Origin of the sequence: Escherichia sp. XD33 (assembly GCF_019375075.1) — a bacterium.
In the GTDB taxonomy this organism is placed as follows: domain Bacteria; phylum Pseudomonadota; class Gammaproteobacteria; order Enterobacterales; family Enterobacteriaceae; genus Enterobacter; species Enterobacter flexneri_A.
Genome location: NZ_JAENDM010000010.1, coordinates 24022 through 44430, shown reverse-complemented (window position 1 = coordinate 44430; position 20409 = coordinate 24022). Strand labels below are relative to the sequence as shown.

The following is a 20409-nucleotide window of genomic DNA, read 5'->3' as shown; positions in this document are numbered from 1 at the left end:
CATTTATCATCAAAAACGTTTAACGCAGGCTATTATAGTCATCAACCATTTCGTTGTACTCGCGTAATGCTCTCGGGAAAGAGTCTTCGACCATCCAGCTTGAGTTTGCGTCCTGAAGTTGCTCTTTATCCCAGTCAGAGTACGGGACTTTATCTCTGATGCGGCGAACGTATTTTTTAGCCTCGAGTTGATACTGGCCTGCCGAATTAATAAACGAGAAATTCATGCCGCCTTTATCCGCTTCTTTGGCCTGCGCCACCAGCGTTTCCAGTTCAGACACTTTCTTCATTGCCGCTTCTGCATCAAACTTATCTTGCGATATCAGGTTATTAATTTGTTTCGCTGAAATCATGACTGCCAGAGAGTAGTAGTGGAATGTTTTTCCTTCTCTTTCTTCAATATTTTTCAGTTCCGCAAGCTGACGCTTATCATTAATTTCCTGAATCGCCGCATGATAAGATTCGGCTACAGGTTCAAAGGCTTCCAGATTTTTTAAGAATGTCTGGTGCAGCGTTTTCCCTTTCGCAAACGCATCGTCTTTATAATTTTCCTGGGTGTAATATTTATCCATTTCGTTAATGGTATTACCCAACGCCACGGCAGCATCGATATAACTCACCGCCACGCCATCAATTGGTTGCAGCGCAGGCGTTAACGCCACAGCACTTTTTACGCCTTTTTCACACTCAGCGAGGTTGGATTCACTAATGCCGTAGATGCCATAAACAGTACGCTCTTCACCGGTAGGCCCCTGTTTAAAATCTTTCAGCCAGTCAGCATAACGCGCCAGACTGCGCTGTACCGGGATCTGTAACTTGTTGTAGCACTTGATATAGACATCCATTTTTTCGTCGAAAACCGCTTGTTCATCGACCACCGGTTGCGCAGGTGTTTCAGGTTTAGCTTCTGCTTTTGCAACGGGAGCTTCAGTAGGTTTCGCTTCAGGAGCTGGTGCGGCAGGTTGACTATTGGCAGGCGGGAGCGTTTCTGTTTCGGCTTTTTTATCATCACAACCCGTCAGACCGAGGGACATGATGGCGACTATAATAGCGGAAGATAATAAATTCCTTTTCATTTAATTGCCTTATAAATATATAGATAAGAGAGTGAACATAATAAATGAAAAAAGAAAACGCCACTACACGCATTTTGTTTATAAATAAAATAATAAAATTCACGAAATGAATAAGTCCTGCAATTTAATATATTTCGCAGGACTTATTTTAATTAATTGCTCAAACGCTGCGGATGGGTATAAACCGTTGCCCGACCCGGTTTACAAAAACCTACCAGTGTCAGATTACAGCGCTCAGCCACTTCTACAGCAAGCGTGGTCGCGGCAGACACCGCAAACAAAATCTCTACGCCGCACATCGCCGACTTTTGCACCATTTCATAACTGGCACGACTGGAAACCAGTACCGCACCTTGCTGCCAGCTTTCCCCTTCTTGTGACCGGCGGCCTAACAGTTTGTCCAGCGCCACATGGCGACCCACGTCTTCATGCCCGCCGACCAGTTCGCCAGATGGCAACATCCAGGCAGCGGCGTGAGTACAACCAGTCAGTTGCCCCACTGGCTGAAAATCGTTGAGATGACGTAATGCATCATCCAGTTTGTTGAGATCAAACGTCTGGGTGAACGGTAGCGGCTGCACCGGTTTTCCGATGTCATTAAGTTGCTCCACGCCGCATACGCCACAGCCCGTACGTCCCGCCAGCGCCCGGCGGCGCTCCTTCAACCCCATAAAGCGGCGGCTGGAAAGCTCAATTTGTACTTCAAGACCATTACAGGAAGGAACGACATCCATGCCGAAGATATCGCGCGGACTTTCGATAATCCCCTCGGAAAGCGAAAAACCGAGCGCAAAGTACTCAAGGTCTTTGGGCGACGCCATCATCACCACATGCGAAATGCCGTTGTAGACCAGCGCAACGGGAACTTCTTCCGCGACCTCATCTAACCGTGGGTGTTGTAAATCATCACGCCGCCATAACTCAATTTGACGAACACCTGTGATATTTGTCACATTTTCGATTTCTTTTCGCTGTGTTTTTTTCACTTTCTCTTAACCAGATAAGAACACACACACCAACATTATGGTATTCTGTTACAAACCCTTCCTGGATGGAGGGAAATTGAGCCAATTCTGGACCTTTGCGGCCCCTTCCGCAAAGAAAAATAACTCCCACTCCCTGCACACGCAGCAAGCGAATGTAAATGGGACGTGACAATGTCGAAACAAGGAGCAATCCATGCAGGTCAGCAGAAGGCAGTTCTTTAAGATCTGCGCTGGCGGTATGGCAGGCACCACGGCAGCGGCACTGGGTTTTGCACCCAGCGTAGCACTCGCGGAAACCCGGCAGTATAAACTGCTGCGCACCCGCGAAACCCGTAATACCTGCACCTATTGTTCCGTAGGCTGTGGGCTGTTGATGTACAGCCTCGGTGACGGAGCAAAAAACGCCAAAGCATCTATCTTCCATATCGAAGGCGATCCGGATCACCCGGTCAACCGCGGTGCACTTTGTCCGAAAGGCGCTGGCCTGGTGGATTTCATCCACTCCGAAAGCCGTCTGAAGTTTCCGGAATACCGTGCGCCAGGTTCTGATAAATGGCAGCAAATCAGTTGGGAAGAGGCGTTTGATCGCATCGCCAAACTGATGAAAGAAGACCGCGATGCTAACTACATTGCGCAAAACGCCGAAGGCGTGACTGTTAACCGCTGGCTCTCCACCGGGATGCTGTGTGCTTCCGCGTCGAGTAACGAAACCGGCTATTTAACGCAAAAATTCTCCCGCGCGCTGGGTATGCTCGCGGTCGACAACCAGGCGCGTGTCTGACACGGACCAACGGTAGCAAGTCTTGCTCCAACATTTGGTCGCGGTGCGATGACCAACCACTGGGTCGACATCAAGAACGCCAACCTCGTCGTGGTGATGGGCGGTAACGCCGCTGAAGCTCACCCGGTCGGGTTCCGCTGGGCGATGGAAGCCAAAATTCACAACGGCGCGAAGCTGATTGTGATCGATCCTCGCTTTACGCGTACGGCGGCGGTAGCTGACTACTATGCCCCTATTCGTTCCGGTACTGACATTGCTTTCCTGTCAGGCGTATTGCTGTACCTGCTGAACAATGAAAAATTCAACCGCGAATACACCGAAGCCTATACCAACGCCAGCCTGATCGTGCGTGAGGATTACGGCTTTGAAGATGGCCTGTTCACCGGCTACGACGCGGAAAAACGCAAGTACGATAAATCCTCCTGGACTTATGAACTGGACGAAAACGGCTTCGCCAAACGCGATACCACGCTGCAACATCCGCGCTGCGTGTGGAACTTGCTGAAACAGCACGTTTCCCGCTACACGCCAGATGTGGTTGAAAACATCTGTGGTACGCCAAAAGACGCGTTCCTGAAAGTCTGCGAATACATCGCAGAAACCAGTGCTCACGATAAAACTGCCTCGTTCCTGTATGCCCTCGGCTGGACGCAACACTCCGTTGGTGCGCAAAACATTCGTACGATGGCGATGATCCAGCTGCTGCTCGGCAATATGGGGATGGCAGGCGGCGGCGTTAACGCCCTGCGCGGTCACTCCAATATTCAGGGGCTGACGGACCTGGGGCTGCTGTCGCAGAGCCTGCCAGGTTACATGACGCTGCCAAGCGAGAAGCAGACCGATCTGCAAACCTACCTTACTGCCAACACGCCAAAACCGCTGCTGGAAGGCCAGGTAAACTACTGGGGCAACTACCCGAAATTCTTCGTCTCTATGATGAAGGCCTTCTTTGGTGATAAAGCGACGGCGGAAAATAGCTGGGGCTTTGACTGGTTGCCGAAGTGGGATAAAGGCTACGACGTCCTGCAATACTTCGAGATGATGAAAGAGGGCAAGGTCAATGGCTATATCTGCCAGGGCTTTAACCCTGTTGCCTCATTCCCGAACAAAAACAAAGTGATCGGTTGTCTGTCGAAACTGAAGTTCCTCGTCACCATCGACCCACTGAACACTGAAACCTCTAACTTCTGGCAGAACCACGGTGAGCTGAACGAAGTTGACTCGTCGAAGATCCAGACCGAAGTGTTCCGTCTGCCATCGACCTGCTTCGCGGAAGAGAACGGTTCTATCGTTAACTCAGGTCGCTGGTTACAGTGGCACTGGAAAGGTGCGGACGCCCCGGGGATTGCGCTGACTGACGGCGAGATCCTCTCCGGTATCTTCCTGCGCTTGCGCAAGATGTATGCCGAACAGGGTGGCGCGAACCCGGACCAGGTGCTGAACATGACATGGAACTACGCCATTCCGCATGAGCCATCTTCAGAAGAAGTGGCGATGGAGAGCAACGGTAAGGCGCTGGCCGATATTACCGATCCGGCAACCGGTGCGGTTATCGTCAAGAAAGGCCAACAACTTAGTTCGTTCGCCCAATTGCGCGATGACGGTACAACCTCCTGTGGCTGCTGGATTTTCGCCGGTAGCTGGACGCCGGAAGGCAACCAGATGGCACGCCGTGATAACGCCGATCCGTCTGGCCTCGGTAACACGCTGGGCTGGGCATGGGCATGGCCGCTTAACCGCCGCATTCTGTATAACCGCGCCTCCGCAGATCCGCAGGGTAACCCGTGGGATCCGAAGCGTCAGTTGCTGAAATGGGACGGCACTAAGTGGACCGGCTGGGATATTCCGGACTACAGCGCAGCGCCTCCGGGTAGCGGCGTCGGGCCGTTTATCATGCAGCAGGAAGGCATGGGGCGTCTGTTTGCCCTCGATAAGATGGCGGAAGGTCCGTTCCCGGAACACTACGAGCCGTTTGAAACGCCGCTGGGAACTAACCCGCTGCATCCAAACGTTATCTCGAACCCGGCTGCACGTATCTTTAAAGACGACGCCGAAGCATTGGGTAAAGCCGATAAGTTCCCGTATGTCGGAACCACCTATCGTCTGACCGAGCACTTCCACTACTGGACCAAACACGCGCTGTTGAACGCGATTTTGCAGCCAGAGCAGTTTGTGGAAATCGGGGAGTCGCTGGCGAATAAACTTGGCATTGCCCAGGGCGATACCGTGAAAGTCTCCTCCAACCGTGGCTATATCAAAGCCAAAGCGGTGGTGACCAAACGTATTCGCACGCTGAAAGCGAACGGCAAAGATATCGATACCATCGGTATTCCGATTCACTGGGGCTATGAAGGCGTAGCTAAAAAAGGCTTTATTGCCAATACTTTAACGCCATTCGTTGGTGATGCGAACACGCAGACGCCGGAGTTTAAGTCCTTCCTTGTGAATGTGGAAAAGGTGTAACGGAGACGACATATGGCTTATCAATCTCAAGATATCATTCGTCGTTCCGCGACTAACGGTCTGACCCCCGCGCCTCAGGCGCGGGACTTCCAGGAAGAAGTGGCGAAACTCATCGACGTTACCACCTGTATCGGCTGTAAAGCCTGTCAGGTGGCGTGTTCAGAGTGGAACGACATTCGCGATACCGTCGGCAATAACATTGGGGTGTACGACAACCCCAATGATTTAAGCGCCAAATCGTGGACGGTAATGCGCTTCTCGGAAGTGGAGCAGAACGACAAACTGGAATGGCTGATCCGCAAAGACGGCTGTATGCACTGTTCCGATCCAGGCTGCCTGAAAGCGTGCCCGGCGGAAGGTGCAATTATTCAGTATGCCAACGGTATCGTCGACTTCCAGTCCGAGCAGTGCATTGGCTGCGGTTATTGCATTGCGGGCTGTCCGTTCGACATTCCGCGCCTCAACCCGGAAGACAACCGCGTCTACAAATGTACGCTGTGCGTTGACCGCGTGGTGGTTGGGCAAGAACCAGCCTGCGTGAAGACCTGCCCAACGGGCGCGATTCACTTCGGTACGAAAGAGTCGATGAAAACGCTGGCGAGCGAGCGCGTTGCTGAGCTGAAAACCCGCGGTTACGACAATGCGGGTCTGTACGATCCGGCAGGCGTCGGTGGTACACACGTCATGTACGTGCTGCACCATGCTGACAAGCCAAATCTGTATCATGGCTTGCCGGAGAACCCGGAAATCAGCGAAACCGTGAAATTCTGGAAAGGCATCTGGAAACCGCTCGCGGCTGTTGGCTTTGCGGCTACCTTTGCGGCCAGTATCTTCCACTACGTGGGTGTCGGTCCGAACCGTGCGGATGAGGAAGAGAATAATCTGCACGAAGAGAAAGACGAGGAGCGCAAATGAAACGACGTGACACCATCGTGCGCTACACCGCGCCGGAACGTATCAACCACTGGATCACCGCCTTCTGCTTCATCCTGGCGGCGGTGAGCGGGCTGGGCTTTTTGTTCCCGTCCTTCAACTGGTTGATGCAAATCATGGGCACACCGCAGCTGGCGCGAATTCTGCACCCGTTTGTCGGCGTGGTTATGTTTGCCTCGTTCATCATCATGTTTTTCCGTTACTGGCATCACAACCTAATCAATCGGGATGATATCTTTTGGGCGAAGAATATTCGTAAGATCGTCGTCAACGAGGAAGTAGGTGACACCGGGCGTTATAACTTCGGTCAGAAATGCGTTTTCTGGGCGGCGATTATTTTCCTGGTTCTGCTGCTGGTGAGCGGCGTGATTATCTGGCGTCCTTATTTTGCGCCTGCTTTCTCAATCCCGGTGATCCGATTCGCGTTAATGCTGCATTCATTTGCCGCAGTGGCGTTAATTGTGGTTATCATGGTGCATATCTACGCCGCCCTTTGGGTGAAAGGCACGATTACCGCCATGGTGGAAGGATGGGTTACCAGCGCCTGGGCGAAGAAACATCACCCGCGCTGGTACCGTGAGGTCCGCAAGACAACGGAAAAGAAAGCTGAATGAGTATTCGCATAATCCCGCAAGATGAGCTGGGTTCAAGCGAGAAACGTACGGCGGATATGATTCCGCCGTTATTGTTCCCTCGGCTCAAGAATTTATACAACCGCCGCGCCGAGCGTCTGCGCGAGCTGGCAGAAAATAATCCTCTGGGTGATTACCTGCGCTTTGCTGCGCTTATCGCCCACGCCCAGGAAGTGGTGCTGTACGACCATCCGCTGGAGATGGATCTGACTGCGCGCATTAAAGAAGCCAGCGCACAAGGCAAGCCCCCGCTGGATATTCACGTTCTGCCGCGTGATAAGCACTGGCAAAAGCTGCTGATGGCGCTGATTGCTGAGCTGAAACCTGAAATGAGCGGCCCGGCGCTGGCAGTGATTGAGAATCTGGAGAAGGCATCGACTCAGGAGCTGGAAGATATGGCCAGCGCGCTGTTTGCCTCTGATTTCTCGTCCGTCAGCAGCGATAAAGCGCCGTTTATCTGGGCTGCACTGTCGCTCTACTGGGCGCAGATGGCCAATCTGATCCCCGGCAAAGCCCGCGCTGAATACGGCGAGCAACGTCAATATTGCCCGGTTTGTGGTTCTATGCCGGTGTCCAGCATGGTGCAAATTGGCACCACTCAGGGGCTACGTTACCTGCACTGCAACCTGTGTGAAACTGAATGGCACGTAGTGCGCGTAAAATGCAGCAACTGCGAGCAGAGCGGCAAACTGGATTACTGGTCGCTGGATGACGAACAGGCCGCGATTAAAGCCGAAAGCTGCGATGACTGCGGCACTTACCTGAAAATTCTCTATCAGGAAAAAGATCCAAAAATCGAAGCCGTAGCAGATGACCTCGCCTCTCTGGTACTGGACGCACGAATGGAGCAAGAAGGCTATGCCCGCAGTTCCATCAACCCGTTCCTGTTTCCGGGTGAAGGAGAGTAATCTCTGACGTTTTCCGGGTGGCGCAGGTCGCCCGGATTACAGCTCATAGGGTGTGACGACACCATCTCTCGTATTCCGCGTTACCACCTCAAGCTATGCCGCCAGTGCCGGTTTGGCCTCAATTTACCCACCACCACATCAATAAGGTTATGGGCATGAGACTGATGACAAGCGTAAGATTGCCTGATGCGCTGCGCTTATCAGGCCTACCAATAAACTGCAATACATTGAATTTATACGACTTTGTAGGCCGGATAAGGCGTTCACGCCGCATCCGGCATGAACAACGCGCACGTTGTCAGCAATCTGATTGACATCATTTTTTCCCATTACCATTCCTCGCGCAGCTTACGCTGATATTCGACACCATCTTCCTCACACCCTTGCCAGATGCCAGGAACACTGGTTCTTGCTGTTTGCGATTGATTTATCAGGTATTGATCTACCGCTTCCCTTAATAGGTCCGCACGAGGAAGATTACGCTGCACCTCGAGATCATCAAGTTGCTTAATCACCTCATTCGATAAATCGAGTAAAATTCTGCCCATATCTATACCTGCCAGAGAGTTCATAAATATCTCGCCAGAATCTATGGAGAGAAAAGTACCCTTGCCGAATCTTTAAAGAAAGCTCATTTACGCATCATTTTTTATTTTTGCGAGGCGTTTTCCAGATATGATGTAACAGTTGCAGTTATTATAAGTTCAAGTAAAACAGCCTTGTATTAATACCAGAATAAGGGCATCTGTTTTTTATATTCAAGAATGAAAAATTTTTGTCATTCCTTATGCTCCTTACACTGATCATCAACACCAACTACCTCCCCCTTTTGCCTGCCTCCCTTTGCTTTACGCACCGGGAATTGCTGACGTTCCAGATATTGCTCTACCGCTTCGCGTAAAATTGCAGATCGTGAAACCTTACGCCAGCCCCGAAGCTTGTTCAGCCGTTTAATTGCCTCTTCTGATAAATGAAGAAAAACCGTATTCATCGCCATTACCACCACCTTACCTATATTACTCATTAATGTATGTGCGAAAATTACGCCGGAAAATCATTTAAAAAAAGCGGATTTTTGCATGTTGTTTTGTTTTTGCGAGGCGTTTTCCAGAAATAATAAGAGTGTTGCAGTTGTTTCATTTATTACTCAAAAATGGTTTAGTTATCGCCCAGGATGAATTATGGGTGCTATGAATATATTATATTCAGAGATATTTATTTGCATAATCTGAATGGTGTAGCCGAAAAACGTCAGCATCCTAACAGCACCAGGATTTAAGGTGAAATTAATCTTTCATCACAGACCGGTCAGTACTGCCACCAACCGGTCTTTACTTGCTCATCGTTATAATTTTGTTGGTAACAGTTCGGGAAAGTTGTTTTTCTAAATTAACAACAGAATAACTTTCTTGTTTAATGAGATTAATATTGGCAACCATTATAGCCTCCTTCCCACGGTTTAAGAGCAAACATACAACATAATTATTCATAACATACAGAGCAGTAAATGAATGATACTGACAATGATGCTAGTCCATTATCTTTGCATAATATTTGTTAGCTATAGATTTTAAAAATATTTATGAGAAAAGTATGGCACCAGAGGGGGTTTTGACTATCAAAAATCGCTCAAACATGAACTAAGATGATGAATTAAGCATTATCTGCGATAATTGCCACTCAGTTCTACAAATAATATTTAAATGCTCCTGAACAGTGATGTAGCAAGACACGTATGGAGCCAACGAAGAATAAAAATTTATAGAGTTCTTATTTAATATAACCGAAATAGCCAAGGACTAATATAAATGACCTGAATGAGAGAGGCAGCACCGCCCCTCTCCATCAGCTACTCTTCTTCGTTCCCGCCCTCTTCATACGGGCCAAATGGCTTCGCGGGCAGAACGATATACGTGCCTTCAAACACTGCACCCGGCGTCTCGTCGCCAAAGATTTCGACCTGCATCTGCACCCGTGCTTTTCGTCCGCGCGCCAGACGGTCGAGATCGCCGCTTAAGGCACCGAGGTCGGCTACCGCATGAGGTTTACCGCTAATCGGCTTGCTGTAGCGGATATGCGCATCCGCAAGAATAATCGTTCCGCCGAGGTGGCGTTCACGCAGCATCAGCCAGATAAGTCCCCAACCGGTGAGCGTCGCCAGTGAGAATAAACTCCCGGCAAACAGCGTATGGTGCGGATTCTGATTGCCGGTTTCTGGCATGGTAGTGATAAATTTTTGCCCGGTATATTGCTGAATGCGCACGCCCATTTTTTCACTAAGCGGGATATGTTCGTACCACGCCTGTTGCAGCTGCGCGCACCAGTCGCCGCGATGCAGAATGTCATCCAGAGTGGCGACGGGCTTAATCATCAAAAAATGGCGAATCGGCGTGGTGGTTGGCGTGGTGATTTCTCCCTGATTAACAAACCCCAGCTTGGCGAAAAACTCCACCGCGTCTTCACGGGCGCTACAGGTCACGCGCTTAACGCCTTCCTGACGCGCCACCGACTCCAGGGTCATCGCCATCAGCGTGCCTAACCCTTTGTCCTGCACGTCGGGATGAACGGCCATAAAGCGAATGGACGCTTCATTGTCGGCATTAATATACAGTCGGCCTACCGCCACCAGATTACCCTGCTCGTCGACGACCATCTGGTGATGCGCCATCGCATCCCACGCGTCGCGTTCCGAACCTTTTGGTTGATGCAGGGGCTTACGCAACATTTCCCAGCGAAACTGATAGTAACGCTCTAATTCTTCTTCTGTTTGTGGAACCCGAAGGTGATACATAGCGATACTCTCTCTTGTTTCCCGTGACAACCCTGGAAGCTGGCTCATACCTGCAACCAGAATGTCACGGGGCCATCATTGACCAGCGATACCTGCATATCCGCAGCGAAGCGTCCTGTTTGCGTGTTCATCTCTTGCTGACGGCAGCGTTCGACGAAATAGTCATATAACGCCTCTGCGCGATCCGGTGATGCACCTTTGGAGAAACTTGGGCGCATCCCCCGTTCGGTATCTGCGGCGAGGGTAAACTGGGAAACCACCAGCACACTGCCGCCCGCCTGTTGCACGTTGAGATTCATCTTGCCTTCGGCATCGCTAAAGATGCGGTAGCCGAGCACACGCTCGCACAGACGGTTTGCTTTCTGTTCGTCGTCATCCTTTTCGACACCCAATAACACCAAAAGTCCCGCGCCAATTTCGCCCGTCACTTCTCCCTCCACGGTGACGCTGGCACGGGTTACGCGTTGAATTAATGCAATCATGGTTCGTCGTCTTCTTCTTGTTCAGCTGCTTGTTTTAGTTTGCGGTATTCCCCGAGAGTGACAGTAATTTCCGCGCCAAGCAAGACGATACACCATGTCCAGTAGACCCAAACAAAGAGAATGGGGATCACCGCCAGCACACCATAAATGAGCTGATATGACGGGAACATGGTGATATAAAGCGCGAAACCTTTCTTTCCTGCTTCGAACAGGAGTGCGGCGACAAACGCGCCGACAATCGCGTCGCGGTTAAGTACGCGGATGGTAGGAACAATGCTGTACAGCAACCAGAAGGAGATCCACGACAACAGCAACGGAAAAATACGCAGCACGTTGTCGATGACAGTATTGAGATCGCTCGCCCAGCGCAGGGAGAGCAAATAGGAACTGATCGCCAGACTGGCCCCTGCCAGCAGCGGCCCCAGCGTTAAAATCATCCAGTACACGGCGAACGAGTAAATTTTTGGTCGCGCTCGTTTACTGCGCCAGATGGTATTCAACGCGCTATCGATGGAGTACATCAACAATAACGCGGTGACGATCAGCCCGCACGCCCCAACGGCGGTCATCTTGTTGGAATTGGCAACAAATTGTTCGATATACCGCTGAATAACATCGCCAGTAGCAGGCAGAAAGTTGGCAAAAATAAAGTGACGTAACTGAATGCTGACGTCGGAAAACATGGGAAAAGCGGCGAAAAGCGCAAAAACAACGGCAACCAGCGGCACTAATGAGAGCAACGACACATAGGCAAGGTTACCTGCCAGGGTTGTCATGTTGTCCTCATCAATGCGTTGCCAGAGTAGTTTTAGCCAGGCCCATAGTGGACGGGTACGGTGCCTGGCTTTGTCCTGAATGGTTTTTAGCATAACACCTTCGCGAAATAGTCCGGGATGGTGGTTTTATCTTTCACCAGAATACTGGTAATGCCCAGCTGATTGGCTCCTTCTATATTATCGGCGTTATCGTCGAAAAAGACCGTATCGCTGGGTGAAAAACCTTCCGCCTGCAAAACATGCTGGTAAATTCGTGCTTCAGGTTTGCGCATCCCCAGATCTTGCGACAGATAGATATGGTCAGCAGCATCACGAATTTCCGGGTATTCTTCCGGCCAGAAGGTGGTATGCAGGCGGTTGGTATTGGAAAGCACCACCACGCGATGCCCCTGCTCACGCAGTTTATGCATGATGGCGATCACTTCCGGGCGCAGCGCAACAAACACCGCCTGCCAGCCGTGAGAGAACTGCTCGTAGCTTAGCGGTAGAGCCATCTCATGACACAGCGCCTCTGCGAACGCTTCGTCGCTAATTTCCCCACGCTCATGCTGATGAAACGCCTCCCCCATATGAAAACTCTTCTTAAGCGATGCCAGCGGAATACGCGTTAAATCGCTCCAGGCTCCCAGCACACGGTTAAAGTCGATATCGACAATCACATTACCTAAATCAAAGATATAGAGCATTTTTGCCTCCTTTCGCGCCACAAGAAATTAACTGTAGCGGGAAAGGATGGGTTTGGCTATGTGGCAATAAGGGTAATCTTGTGATGCTGATTGCGAAAAAGCAGAGTAATTTCACTGGCTTTTTCGCAATAGATGAATGGTTAAGATTCAGGTGTAAATTGCCAACGAGTTTCGATGACCAGCGGCCTATCTGGTGTCACCAATTCCGGCGTTAGATTTATTGCGTTAGATGCCTGAGTCAGCGGGTTAATACAGGTGGCATCGGGCTGTTTATCAAATACCACCAGACTGTTTGCAGAAGAGATCATGGTCATCGCGAGTTTACCAGGCCACAGTAACTTAACCTTCACCCCGTCATAAAAACCAAAACAGTCATCCCAGGGACCGGCTTGAGGAGAGATACGATTTCCAGTTGGCAGTTCATCACTACCCGCTTCTTCTTGCCAGTCCGCATCAAAAAGCACCTGCAACGATTCTGTATTTTGCGGAGTCAGCTTTTTCGCAAACCACGGATGCCAGCCTGCGGAGGCCGGGAATGTATCGGCATATGAATGGACTTCCAGTTGCAAAACCAGCGCATCGTTCTCCAGCAAAAAAGTCTGAATCACTTCCCCTTGCCAGGGCCACGGTGAAGCCAGGGGCATACGTAAAGTCAGGGAATCTGCTGTTTTGTCGATGATTTCCCACGTTGAGTAACAAGCCATACCATGCAACGCATGTGGTGGTTTATTGGCGGGTAAAGAATAACATTGCCCACCAGCATTCAGCGTCGCATTCCCCAGTCGCCCTGCCCACGGCACCATTGGGAAACAGCCATACTGAAAAGCTCTGCGCTGCGGCTGCCATTGGCGTAATACTTCAGAACCAAATGCCTTTAACGAGGTTATCCTGGCACCATCATGCGGATAAATCTGCAGGTGAATATTGCCTTTTTCCAGCGTCACTAACTCTCCTACAGGCCCAGGCCATGGCGCGTCAAACGCCTGTTGTAGCGCCAGGTAATGCTCGTTTTTTCGTTCAGTTTTCATGAGATTGTTCCCTGATGTAGCGGTAAGAAGCGATTTCTTGTTCATCGGTCGGCTCAATCAGCCAGACGCAAACAAAGGAAAGAACTGAGACAGCAAATAAAAACAGAGCGACATACCACGGTTTTCCTCCCCCTAGCGCCAGCAAACTTGAGGCGATAAGGGGGCTTAGTCCGCCAAGAATCGCGGAAAATTGATAAGCAAAAGAAAGGCCGGTATATCGTACTTTGGTACCGAACATGCGGGTGAAAAGTGTTGGCTGCACGGCAAACATCATCGTCGGACCTAAGTTGTAGCCGAGGATCATACTGCACCAGATGATGAGCGTACTTTTGCTATCCAGTAATAAGAAGAAAGGAAACGCGAACAGGACACAAAATCCTGCTCCCGACAAATACAGACTTTTTTGACCTATACGATCTGATAACCATCCAACCAATGGACAACTGAAAATACCGATCGCCGAGGCAATCAACATACCCGTCAGGGGAATATCTCGCGACAATGCTAATTGGCTGGAAATATAGACAATACCAAAGGCGTTAATAATATTAGAGGAGACACTTTCCGCCAGCCTCGCACCCAGTGCCAATAAAATATTTCGTGGATGTTTTTTGAATAATTCAATCAACGGAGGAACGGACTTTTCTTTATTATTCGTCGTTTTTTGCTTTTGAAAATCCAGCGTTTCTTCGGTATGCAGGCGGATAAACAGCCCAACGATCAACATCACCGCAGAAAGCCAAAACGGAATGCGCCATCCCCAGGAGAGAAACTGCTCCGAAGTAAGAAAATGGTTACAGAGAGCAAAAGTACCGGTTGCCAGCATAATACCCACAGACGCAGCCGTTTGCGGGAGTGAACCTAAAAATCCGCGTCGGGATTCGGGCGCTGATTCTATGGTCATCAATGCCGCTCCGCCATACTCGCCACCAAGACCAAAGCCCTGAATTAAACGCAGCGCCATTAATATGAGCGGTGCCCAGATCCCAATTTCCTGATACGTCGGAATAAAACCAATCAAAAATGTGGAGCAACCGACAATAGCCAGTGTCCAGATAAGTGTTATTTTTCGCCCAATTTTATCGCCAAAATGGCCAAAGACGATACCACCTAAAGGACGGGTCAAAAAACCAACGCCAAAGGTAGCAAAGGCGGCTATAAGACCTATAAAAGGATCGCTGTCTGGATAAAACAGCGGTGCAAATACCAGTCCTGCTGCCGTGCCAAAAATAAAGAAGTCATACCATTCCATTAACGCGCCTGCGAAACTGCCCATAACGACACGTCTCATGGCTTTACCGGAAAGCCCTTCACGCGGTGCGGGTAACTTTTCAGACATAATTTTCCTCTCCTGGTAGGCGAGAAATCTGGGATACGAACCACTAAACGTGGGCAGTTTGAATTAATGCGCATCGGTTTAAGCCGATGCGCATTAATTTATTTCTTCAATTCAGCCAGAACCTCTGCATCCTCAGCATCAACATTTGCACCCAGTGGTTCCCAATTAATCAATACGCAGGTCAGGAACCCCAAGAATGGCACGATTGCCAACCAGTAAAACGCTTCAGTTTTCAACGCCCCCCACAGCATCGGCCAGAAAATGAGTCCTGCAATTGCCCCTGTGCGCATAATAGCGCGGGCAAATCCGACCCCAGTAGGGCGAATAGCGGGAGGATAAGAGAGTGTGGCAATGGTCATGCCCAGCCCACCAGGACCCGCTGAATGGAAGAAAATAATTGATCCCAATAACCCTAAAGACAGCCATGGATTAGTCGTTGCCAGTGCGCCTAACGACAGCAATGCTAAGGTCACAACAGCAAATCCATACATCGACTGTCGGCGAGTACCCAGTCGTTGGAGAATAAACGAGCCGATCATCCCGCCTGTCACCCCACAAAGGGCATTCACGACGGCAGAACCCGTCAACGCACCAGTAAGCCCGCCACTTATTATTCCCGCCAACGTAAGAGGAAGATAAACACCTACGGCGTTATATTGCCACGCCTGCATGGTTGCCACGACACAGCCAAGAATGGTGCGTTTGCGGTAACGATCATTAAATAAGATGCCATATCCACCACTGTATTTATTCTCTGCTTTTTCCGAGAATTTCGCTTCTGTTGTACTCGATGCCGCAACGCGAGCCTGAACACCATAACGTTTTCCCAGAATGTCGCACGCTTCCTGGTAACGCCCGACGCGTGCGGCCCACATTGCGGATTCACCAATAAAGAAGTAACGCAAAATCATGAAGATGACTGCAAAAATAGCTCCGATGAATATTCCGTAACGCCACAATTGTTCTTCAGCGATACCCGACAGAAGCAGCGGCAAGAGCACCAAATAAACAACAGTTGTCGAAACATACCAGGCCATTTGCCAGAGGTTGACCGACGTTCCGGTTTTCTTCGACGTTGAACCACGAAGCTCTGCCACGGCATTGGTTGCCAAAGGGAAGTCGATGCCTAAACCAAAGCCCATGATGACGCGGCACACCAGCACCCACCAGATACTGGGCGCAATAGCTACCGCAGCAGCCCCGATGGTGCACAGCCCCATGCCAATAATAAATGCTCGCTTTTGCCCAAAGCGGTTTATTACTCGGTTCGCTAATAAACCGCCAATTAACGCGGCGATTAATACTGACGCATTAACGGTTGCGGCAAGGCCTGGAGAAATGCCAAATTGAGCGGCAATGTATTTATTACCAAACCCCACCATCGCCGCCTGGTAGGCATCAATCAATATGCCGCCCAAAGCAATAAAAATAACGCCGATACTGGTGTTGATTGCAGAGTTCTTATTAACAATATCAATTACGTCCTGTGGCCGACTAATTGAATAAGTTGCAGGACTGGTGATTTGACTCATCGCAGTGTCCTTTTTAATTGTTGTAGGGTGGCGCTGACGTGACGCAGCGCCAGACAGAGATTTAGAAAATCATTCCGGCGCAAATTGCAGCATGACCTTTATGGAGTCATTTTGCTGCGCGCGTTCGAATGCCGCCGCTGCATCCTCAATGGCAAATAAATCGGTAACCAGTTCACTGGTATCAAACCGCCCATCCGCCAGCCATTCGATAACAGCATCGAAATCTTCAGGGATGTACATGCCAGAGTTGAGCAAGTCACGCTCGAAACGTTGCATCATCGGTAATGGTATTTCACGCGGCCCACTTGGTACGCCCATGCACACGACGGTGCCTCCGGCATATACACGGGTACATGCATCGTTAAGCGTGGCCTGCGCTGCAACGACATCAATCGCCCCCGTAAATCGCACATCTGCGGCCAGCTCACCTGGTGCCCAAACTTCTGCTGCGCCCAGCTTTAACGCCAGCGCGCGTTTGGCAGCGTCAGGTTCAATCACGGTAATCTTACCTGCCCCCATAATGCGCAGTGCCTGCACGATGGATAAGCCTATCGTTCCGGCACCAATCACCAGTACGCTTTCCAGAGAAGCTTTCGGCATTCGGTTAACGCAGTGACGGGCACAAGCCGCCGGTTCGGCAAAGGCCAACACTTTTAGCGGTAAAGAGGCTGGTGCGACATGGCAATTACGCGCAGGAACAATGTGTTGTGAGCGAGCAAAGCCCGGTGCGCGAAAACCAGCAACCTGCGGTGGTTCACAAAGATTAAAACGTCCTGCTTTGCAGGCTCGGCATTCCATGCAAGCCATGATGGGATCGACCACAACATGATCGCCCGGCTGTACATTTTTAACGTCGCTGCCAACTTCCGTAACGCGCGCTGCAATTTCATGACCGGGGACGACAGGTGGTTTAGCAAACGGATGACCGCCTTTCAGAACATGCAGATCCGAACCGCATATCCCATAGAACACAGGCGCAATCCGCACTTCGTGCGGTTTAAGTTCCTGGTGTGGTACTTCAACATATTGAGTGGTGACTTTCCCAATATCTGAAAATAAAACCTGGGTAATTTTATCCATTGTTATTCTCCAGAATCGATATCCATAGGGGATTAGCGTTGCGCGATACCTTCATCGACAATTTCTGCCAACCGTTGTAAACGAGGAACAGAGACATCTCGCAGCATAGTTTGTGGATCTTGTGCACCAACAACCGACGCCCAAACCGCTCGTCCAGCCAGGAAGCCTGACGCACCACCTTTCATGGCAATACTTACTGCACGGCCAAAAATATCGGCATCAACGCCAGAAGAAAGAATTACCCACGGCATCTTCATCTGATCGTTAAGTTGCTGACAGGCGGCAAGTAAGGTTTTTTCATCGCCTTTGCCCCCTAATGGCATCTCGGCTTTGTAAAGATCAGCCTCTGTTCCACCAAGCTCTGCGGCGGCGGCAACAATGGCGCTTTCACGATCAAAGTCCCAACCGCGACGAGGTGGACGCACCACAGGTTCAATAATGCTAACCAGCCCGGCACTACGGCAGCGACGAACAAATTTATCAACCATTGCCAGACGTTCCTCTGCGGGTTCATCTTCACGCCAGAGTACAAGTAATTTCATTGCCTTAGCCCCCATTTCACGGGCTTTATGCGGGTCGACGGACATATCTATTTCAACGCTATCAACCGGGATGCCATTACCTGGGATAAAAAGATCGGCAGCGACAATCAGGCCGCAAGAATTAGCAACAGCGCCCTGCTCGACTATTTGCTCAAGACAAAATTGTTTATCCGCCAGAACGGCAGAAGCATAAGGAGAAAGGATTCGGGTCGCGGCAACTTTAAAATCGGTGAGTACACTGTCGGCGATGGGTTTTGGCTGCCCTGCTGCCGCAAACATCAAGCGCATGGCCTCACGCTGATCGACAGCTAACATGGCAAATCCACCACCTGGGCGGGAGATATCTTTCAGCGTAAATGGGGTGAAGTGGGATGACATAGAAACTCCTGTTAATAGATAAAATTAAAGACCAGCCTGCTGGCGAACCTGATTTAGCAGGGCACTCCAGTCCTGCCGCCCTTTGCCGTCTTGACTTGCTGCAGCGTAATAACTTTCTGCTGCAATCCCCATATTGAGCGGTGCCCCCGTCTCCCGAGCGACGTCAACTGCAATACGCAGATCTTTCAACGCCAGATCCACCATGAAGGCGGGTGAAAGATCGCCTTTCAGCACTTTGCAAGGCCAGGTGGTCGTAAAATGTCCTTTCCCTGCTGCCGTACCACTCATCACCTTAATTGCGACATCAAGATTTAATCCCAGTGACTCACATAACACAGCGGCCTCGGAGGACAGCGCATTAAGCGCAATGCTCATATAGTTGTTAATTAGCTTCACGCGGATCCCCATTCCTGGGCCGCCAGCCTCGACCAGCTCATTACCCATGCACATGAGAATCGGGCGTGCACGTGCAATCTGCTCATCAGTGCCACCCGCTAAAATCAGCAATGTGCCATCAATCGCATTCACGGACGTTCTGCCCACGGGGGCGTCCATCATACTGATGCCTTTTTCTTGTAACTCCCGTATTAATGCATCGGTCTGTAAGGGATGAATAGTCGACATATCAATCAATAACGCGTCAGATGAAACAGCCTCACAGACGCCTTTTTCCCCCAACAGAACCTGTCGAACAATGTCACCATTGGGAAGCATAGTGATGATAAATTCAGCGCCTGCTGCCGCTTCCGCTGGGGTTTGTGCCGCAGTGGCCCCCTGCGTAACTAGCGCATCGACGGCCTGTGCATTGACATCAAATACCTGCAATGAATGCCCTTTTTGCAATAGATTGTTAGCCATTGGGCTACCCATCTGCCCCAGCCCGAGAAATGCAATGGTTGCCATGAATACTCTCCTGTCTGACATTGACAAAATAATGACAATTGAAAATTCGTTTTCGTCTGTTTTTGAGCATATTTGTAATTTATGTTCAAAAACACGACACGCATCACTAATTTGATCATTTGTGTCATTTAAATTGACCGAAGACGACAAAATTAAACAGGACAAGACAAATATGACCAAAATTGCATGCGTGGGTATCACAGTTCAGGACAGGATTTATTCTTTGCTCACTCTGCCGGATGGCGGCGGAAAATATCAGGCAAATCATTATCTTGAGATTGGTGGCGGCCCGGCAGCAACAGCCGCTGTTGCAATCGCAAAGCTTGGCGTGGAGGTTGATTTCATCGGTCGCGTCGGCGATGACAGTTGTGGAAATACCTTACTTGCAGAACTTGAGGGTTGGGGCGTCAATACCGCATTTTGCCGCCGATATCCTAACGCCCGTTCATCGCAATCAGCGATCCTCGTTGATCAGCATGGCGAACGGATTATCGTTAATTATCCAAGTCCCGATCTCGGTACTGATGCCGAATGGTTAGAAGCGATCGATTTCTCTCGTTATGATCTGATTCTGGCCGATGTTCGCTGGCATAGCGGTACTGAAAAAGCATTCTCGCTAGCGCGTCTTGCGGGTGTGACAACGCTTTTAGACGCCGATATGACACCGCAGGATATTTCTCCACTTGTCGCGCTTGCCGATCACACCGTGTTCTCAACACCAGGGCTGAAACGCATGACTGGCCTGCAGTCACCTGAAGAAGGTTTGTTCCAGGCAACGACACAAACAGCAGGTAAAGTGTATGTTACGCTGGGTTCTGAAGGATCGTTGTGGATTGAAGATGGTCATTTGTGTCAACAGGAGGCATTTTCTGTCAATGTGGTTGATACCACTGGAGCAGGCGATGTTTTTCACGGCGCACTCGCGGTAGCGTTGGCAGAAAAAATGCCAACAAAAGAGGCTATTCGTTTTGCCAGTGCGGTTGCCGCGATGAAATGTACCCAGCCTGGCGGTCGGGCCGGCATTCCTAATCGTGAGCAAACCGAATCATTTTTGTCACTTTATGCGTAAAATGGTAAACATCTACCGAGGAGGG

General features: G+C 50.2%; 19 protein-coding genes and 1 pseudogene. 5 read left to right on the top strand and 15 right to left on the bottom strand.

Annotated elements, in window-relative coordinates:
- Positions 1–19: 19 nt before the first annotated feature.
- Complete coding sequence (locus K0778_RS08375; protein ID WP_001295677.1) at positions 20–1075, bottom strand: YiiG family protein; 1056 nt, start codon at positions 1073–1075, stop codon at positions 20–22.
- Positions 1076–1227: 152 nt separating this feature from the next.
- A complete protein-coding gene (gene fdhD, locus K0778_RS08370; RefSeq protein WP_000753617.1) occupies positions 1228–2061 on the bottom strand; it encodes a formate dehydrogenase accessory sulfurtransferase FdhD in 834 nt (277 codons plus the stop codon).
- A gap of 193 nt (positions 2062–2254) precedes the next feature.
- Here fdhD and fdnG point away from each other — a divergent pair, with 193 nt between their 5' ends.
- From fdnG to fdhE, 4 genes are read left to right on the top strand one after another with little or no spacing between them, the layout of a single operon-like run.
- Positions 2255–5305 carry a formate dehydrogenase-N subunit alpha gene (gene fdnG, locus K0778_RS08365; RefSeq protein WP_010723259.1) on the top strand — a complete coding sequence of 1017 codons (3051 nt, stop codon included), beginning with the start codon at positions 2255–2257 and terminating at the stop codon, positions 5303–5305.
- 12 nt (positions 5306–5317) lie between these two features.
- Positions 5318–6220, top strand: a complete 903-nt coding sequence (gene fdoH / locus K0778_RS08360) for a formate dehydrogenase O subunit beta (protein WP_000331377.1) — start codon at positions 5318–5320, stop codon at positions 6218–6220.
- The gene (gene fdoI, locus K0778_RS08355; RefSeq protein ID WP_000829013.1) at positions 6217–6852 is read left to right on the top strand and encodes a formate dehydrogenase cytochrome b556 subunit; all 636 of its coding nucleotides are present in this window, start codon (positions 6217–6219) and stop codon (positions 6850–6852) included. Before fdoH ends, fdoI begins: the two co-directional genes overlap by 4 nt.
- Positions 6849–7778 (top strand): formate dehydrogenase accessory protein FdhE, encoded by a 930-nt coding sequence (gene fdhE, locus K0778_RS08350; protein WP_063084770.1) that lies wholly within the window; start codon positions 6849–6851, stop codon positions 7776–7778. The genes fdoI and fdhE overlap by 4 nt, the downstream gene beginning before the upstream one ends.
- Positions 7779–8107: 329 nt before the next feature.
- On the opposite strand, the gene yiiF is transcribed toward fdhE, so the two are convergent.
- The 13 genes and pseudogenes from yiiF to yihU all read right to left on the bottom strand — a co-directional run bounded on the left by yiiF (position 8108) and on the right by yihU (position 19315).
- Entirely contained in the window at positions 8108–8350 is a 243-nt protein-coding gene (gene yiiF / locus K0778_RS08345; RefSeq protein ID WP_001086388.1) for a protein YiiF, read from the bottom strand.
- Between the two features lie 206 nt (positions 8351–8556).
- Positions 8557–8775, bottom strand: a complete 219-nt coding sequence (locus K0778_RS08340) for a CopG family transcriptional regulator (protein WP_001295676.1) — start codon at positions 8773–8775, stop codon at positions 8557–8559.
- 376 nt (positions 8776–9151) lie between these two features.
- Positions 9152–9268, bottom strand: a pseudogene (locus K0778_RS28585) (hypothetical protein); the annotation flags it as partial.
- A gap of 359 nt (positions 9269–9627) precedes the next feature.
- The gene (fabY, locus tag K0778_RS08335) at positions 9628–10569 is read right to left on the bottom strand and encodes a fatty acid biosynthesis protein FabY (protein ID WP_001297068.1); all 942 of its coding nucleotides are present in this window, start codon (positions 10567–10569) and stop codon (positions 9628–9630) included.
- Between the two features lie 44 nt (positions 10570–10613).
- Positions 10614–11051, bottom strand: a complete 438-nt coding sequence (gene dtd / locus K0778_RS08330) for a D-aminoacyl-tRNA deacylase (protein ID WP_000560983.1) — start codon at positions 11049–11051, stop codon at positions 10614–10616.
- Entirely contained in the window at positions 11048–11920 is an 873-nt protein-coding gene (locus K0778_RS08325) for a virulence factor BrkB family protein (RefSeq protein ID WP_063084771.1), read from the bottom strand. Before K0778_RS08325 ends, dtd begins: the two co-directional genes overlap by 4 nt.
- Positions 11914–12513, bottom strand: a complete 600-nt coding sequence (gene yihX / locus K0778_RS08320) for a glucose-1-phosphatase (protein WP_001295269.1) — start codon at positions 12511–12513, stop codon at positions 11914–11916. The genes K0778_RS08325 and yihX overlap by 7 nt, the downstream gene beginning before the upstream one ends.
- A 140-nt stretch (positions 12514–12653) precedes the next feature.
- Positions 12654–13541 (bottom strand): aldose 1-epimerase, encoded by an 888-nt coding sequence (locus tag K0778_RS08315; protein ID WP_001618988.1) that lies wholly within the window; start codon positions 13539–13541, stop codon positions 12654–12656.
- Positions 13531–14880 carry an MFS transporter gene (locus tag K0778_RS08310; RefSeq protein WP_153449067.1) on the bottom strand — a complete coding sequence of 450 codons (1350 nt, stop codon included), beginning with the start codon at positions 14878–14880 and terminating at the stop codon, positions 13531–13533. The genes K0778_RS08315 and K0778_RS08310 overlap by 11 nt, the downstream gene beginning before the upstream one ends.
- 98 nt (positions 14881–14978) lie before the next feature.
- Entirely contained in the window at positions 14979–16412 is a 1434-nt protein-coding gene (locus K0778_RS08305) for an MFS transporter (RefSeq protein WP_000078438.1), read from the bottom strand.
- A 69-nt stretch (positions 16413–16481) separates the two neighbouring features.
- A complete protein-coding gene (locus K0778_RS08300; protein WP_000357967.1) occupies positions 16482–17492 on the bottom strand; it encodes a zinc-binding dehydrogenase in 1011 nt (336 codons plus the stop codon).
- 32 nt (positions 17493–17524) lie between these two features.
- On the bottom strand, positions 17525–18412 hold the full coding sequence (locus K0778_RS08295) for an aldolase (RefSeq protein WP_000094544.1): 888 nt from the start codon (positions 18410–18412) through the stop codon (positions 17525–17527).
- Between the two features lie 24 nt (positions 18413–18436).
- Complete coding sequence (gene yihU, locus K0778_RS08290; RefSeq protein WP_001299483.1) at positions 18437–19315, bottom strand: sulfolactaldehyde 3-reductase; 879 nt, start codon at positions 19313–19315, stop codon at positions 18437–18439.
- A 172-nt stretch (positions 19316–19487) separates the two neighbouring features.
- Here yihU and K0778_RS08285 point away from each other — a divergent pair, with 172 nt between their 5' ends.
- A complete protein-coding gene (locus K0778_RS08285; RefSeq protein ID WP_072651196.1) occupies positions 19488–20384 on the top strand; it encodes a sugar kinase in 897 nt (298 codons plus the stop codon).
- The last annotated feature ends 25 nt before the right edge of the window (positions 20385–20409 follow it).

What these genes read in the sequence shown, in the direction of transcription:
- K0778_RS08375 (WP_001295677.1), bottom strand. Translation starts at nt 1,075, where the DNA reads ATGAAAAGGAATTTATTATCTTCCGCTATTATAGTCGCCATCATGTCC.
- fdoH (WP_000331377.1), top strand. Translation starts at nt 5,318, where the DNA reads ATGGCTTATCAATCTCAAGATATCATTCGTCGTTCCGCGACTAACGGT.
- fdoI (WP_000829013.1), top strand. Translation starts at nt 6,217, where the DNA reads ATGAAACGACGTGACACCATCGTGCGCTACACCGCGCCGGAACGTATC.
- fdhE (WP_063084770.1), top strand. Translation starts at nt 6,849, where the DNA reads ATGAGTATTCGCATAATCCCGCAAGATGAGCTGGGTTCAAGCGAGAAA.
- yiiF (WP_001086388.1), bottom strand. Translation starts at nt 8,350, where the DNA reads ATGAACTCTCTGGCAGGTATAGATATGGGCAGAATTTTACTCGATTTA.
- K0778_RS08340 (WP_001295676.1), bottom strand. Translation starts at nt 8,775, where the DNA reads ATGGCGATGAATACGGTTTTTCTTCATTTATCAGAAGAGGCAATTAAA.
- fabY (WP_001297068.1), bottom strand. Translation starts at nt 10,569, where the DNA reads ATGTATCACCTTCGGGTTCCACAAACAGAAGAAGAATTAGAGCGTTAC.
- dtd (WP_000560983.1), bottom strand. Translation starts at nt 11,051, where the DNA reads ATGATTGCATTAATTCAACGCGTAACCCGTGCCAGCGTCACCGTGGAG.
- K0778_RS08325 (WP_063084771.1), bottom strand. Translation starts at nt 11,920, where the DNA reads ATGCTAAAAACCATTCAGGACAAAGCCAGGCACCGTACCCGTCCACTA.
- yihX (WP_001295269.1), bottom strand. Translation starts at nt 12,513, where the DNA reads ATGCTCTATATCTTTGATTTAGGTAATGTGATTGTCGATATCGACTTT.
- K0778_RS08315 (WP_001618988.1), bottom strand. Translation starts at nt 13,541, where the DNA reads ATGAAAACTGAACGAAAAAACGAGCATTACCTGGCGCTACAACAGGCG.
- K0778_RS08310 (WP_153449067.1), bottom strand. Translation starts at nt 14,880, where the DNA reads ATGTCTGAAAAGTTACCCGCACCGCGTGAAGGGCTTTCCGGTAAAGCC.
- K0778_RS08305 (WP_000078438.1), bottom strand. Translation starts at nt 16,412, where the DNA reads ATGAGTCAAATCACCAGTCCTGCAACTTATTCAATTAGTCGGCCACAG.
- K0778_RS08300 (WP_000357967.1), bottom strand. Translation starts at nt 17,492, where the DNA reads ATGGATAAAATTACCCAGGTTTTATTTTCAGATATTGGGAAAGTCACC.
- K0778_RS08295 (WP_000094544.1), bottom strand. Translation starts at nt 18,412, where the DNA reads ATGTCATCCCACTTCACCCCATTTACGCTGAAAGATATCTCCCGCCCA.
- yihU (WP_001299483.1), bottom strand. Translation starts at nt 19,315, where the DNA reads ATGGCAACCATTGCATTTCTCGGGCTGGGGCAGATGGGTAGCCCAATG.
- K0778_RS08285 (WP_072651196.1), top strand. Translation starts at nt 19,488, where the DNA reads ATGACCAAAATTGCATGCGTGGGTATCACAGTTCAGGACAGGATTTAT.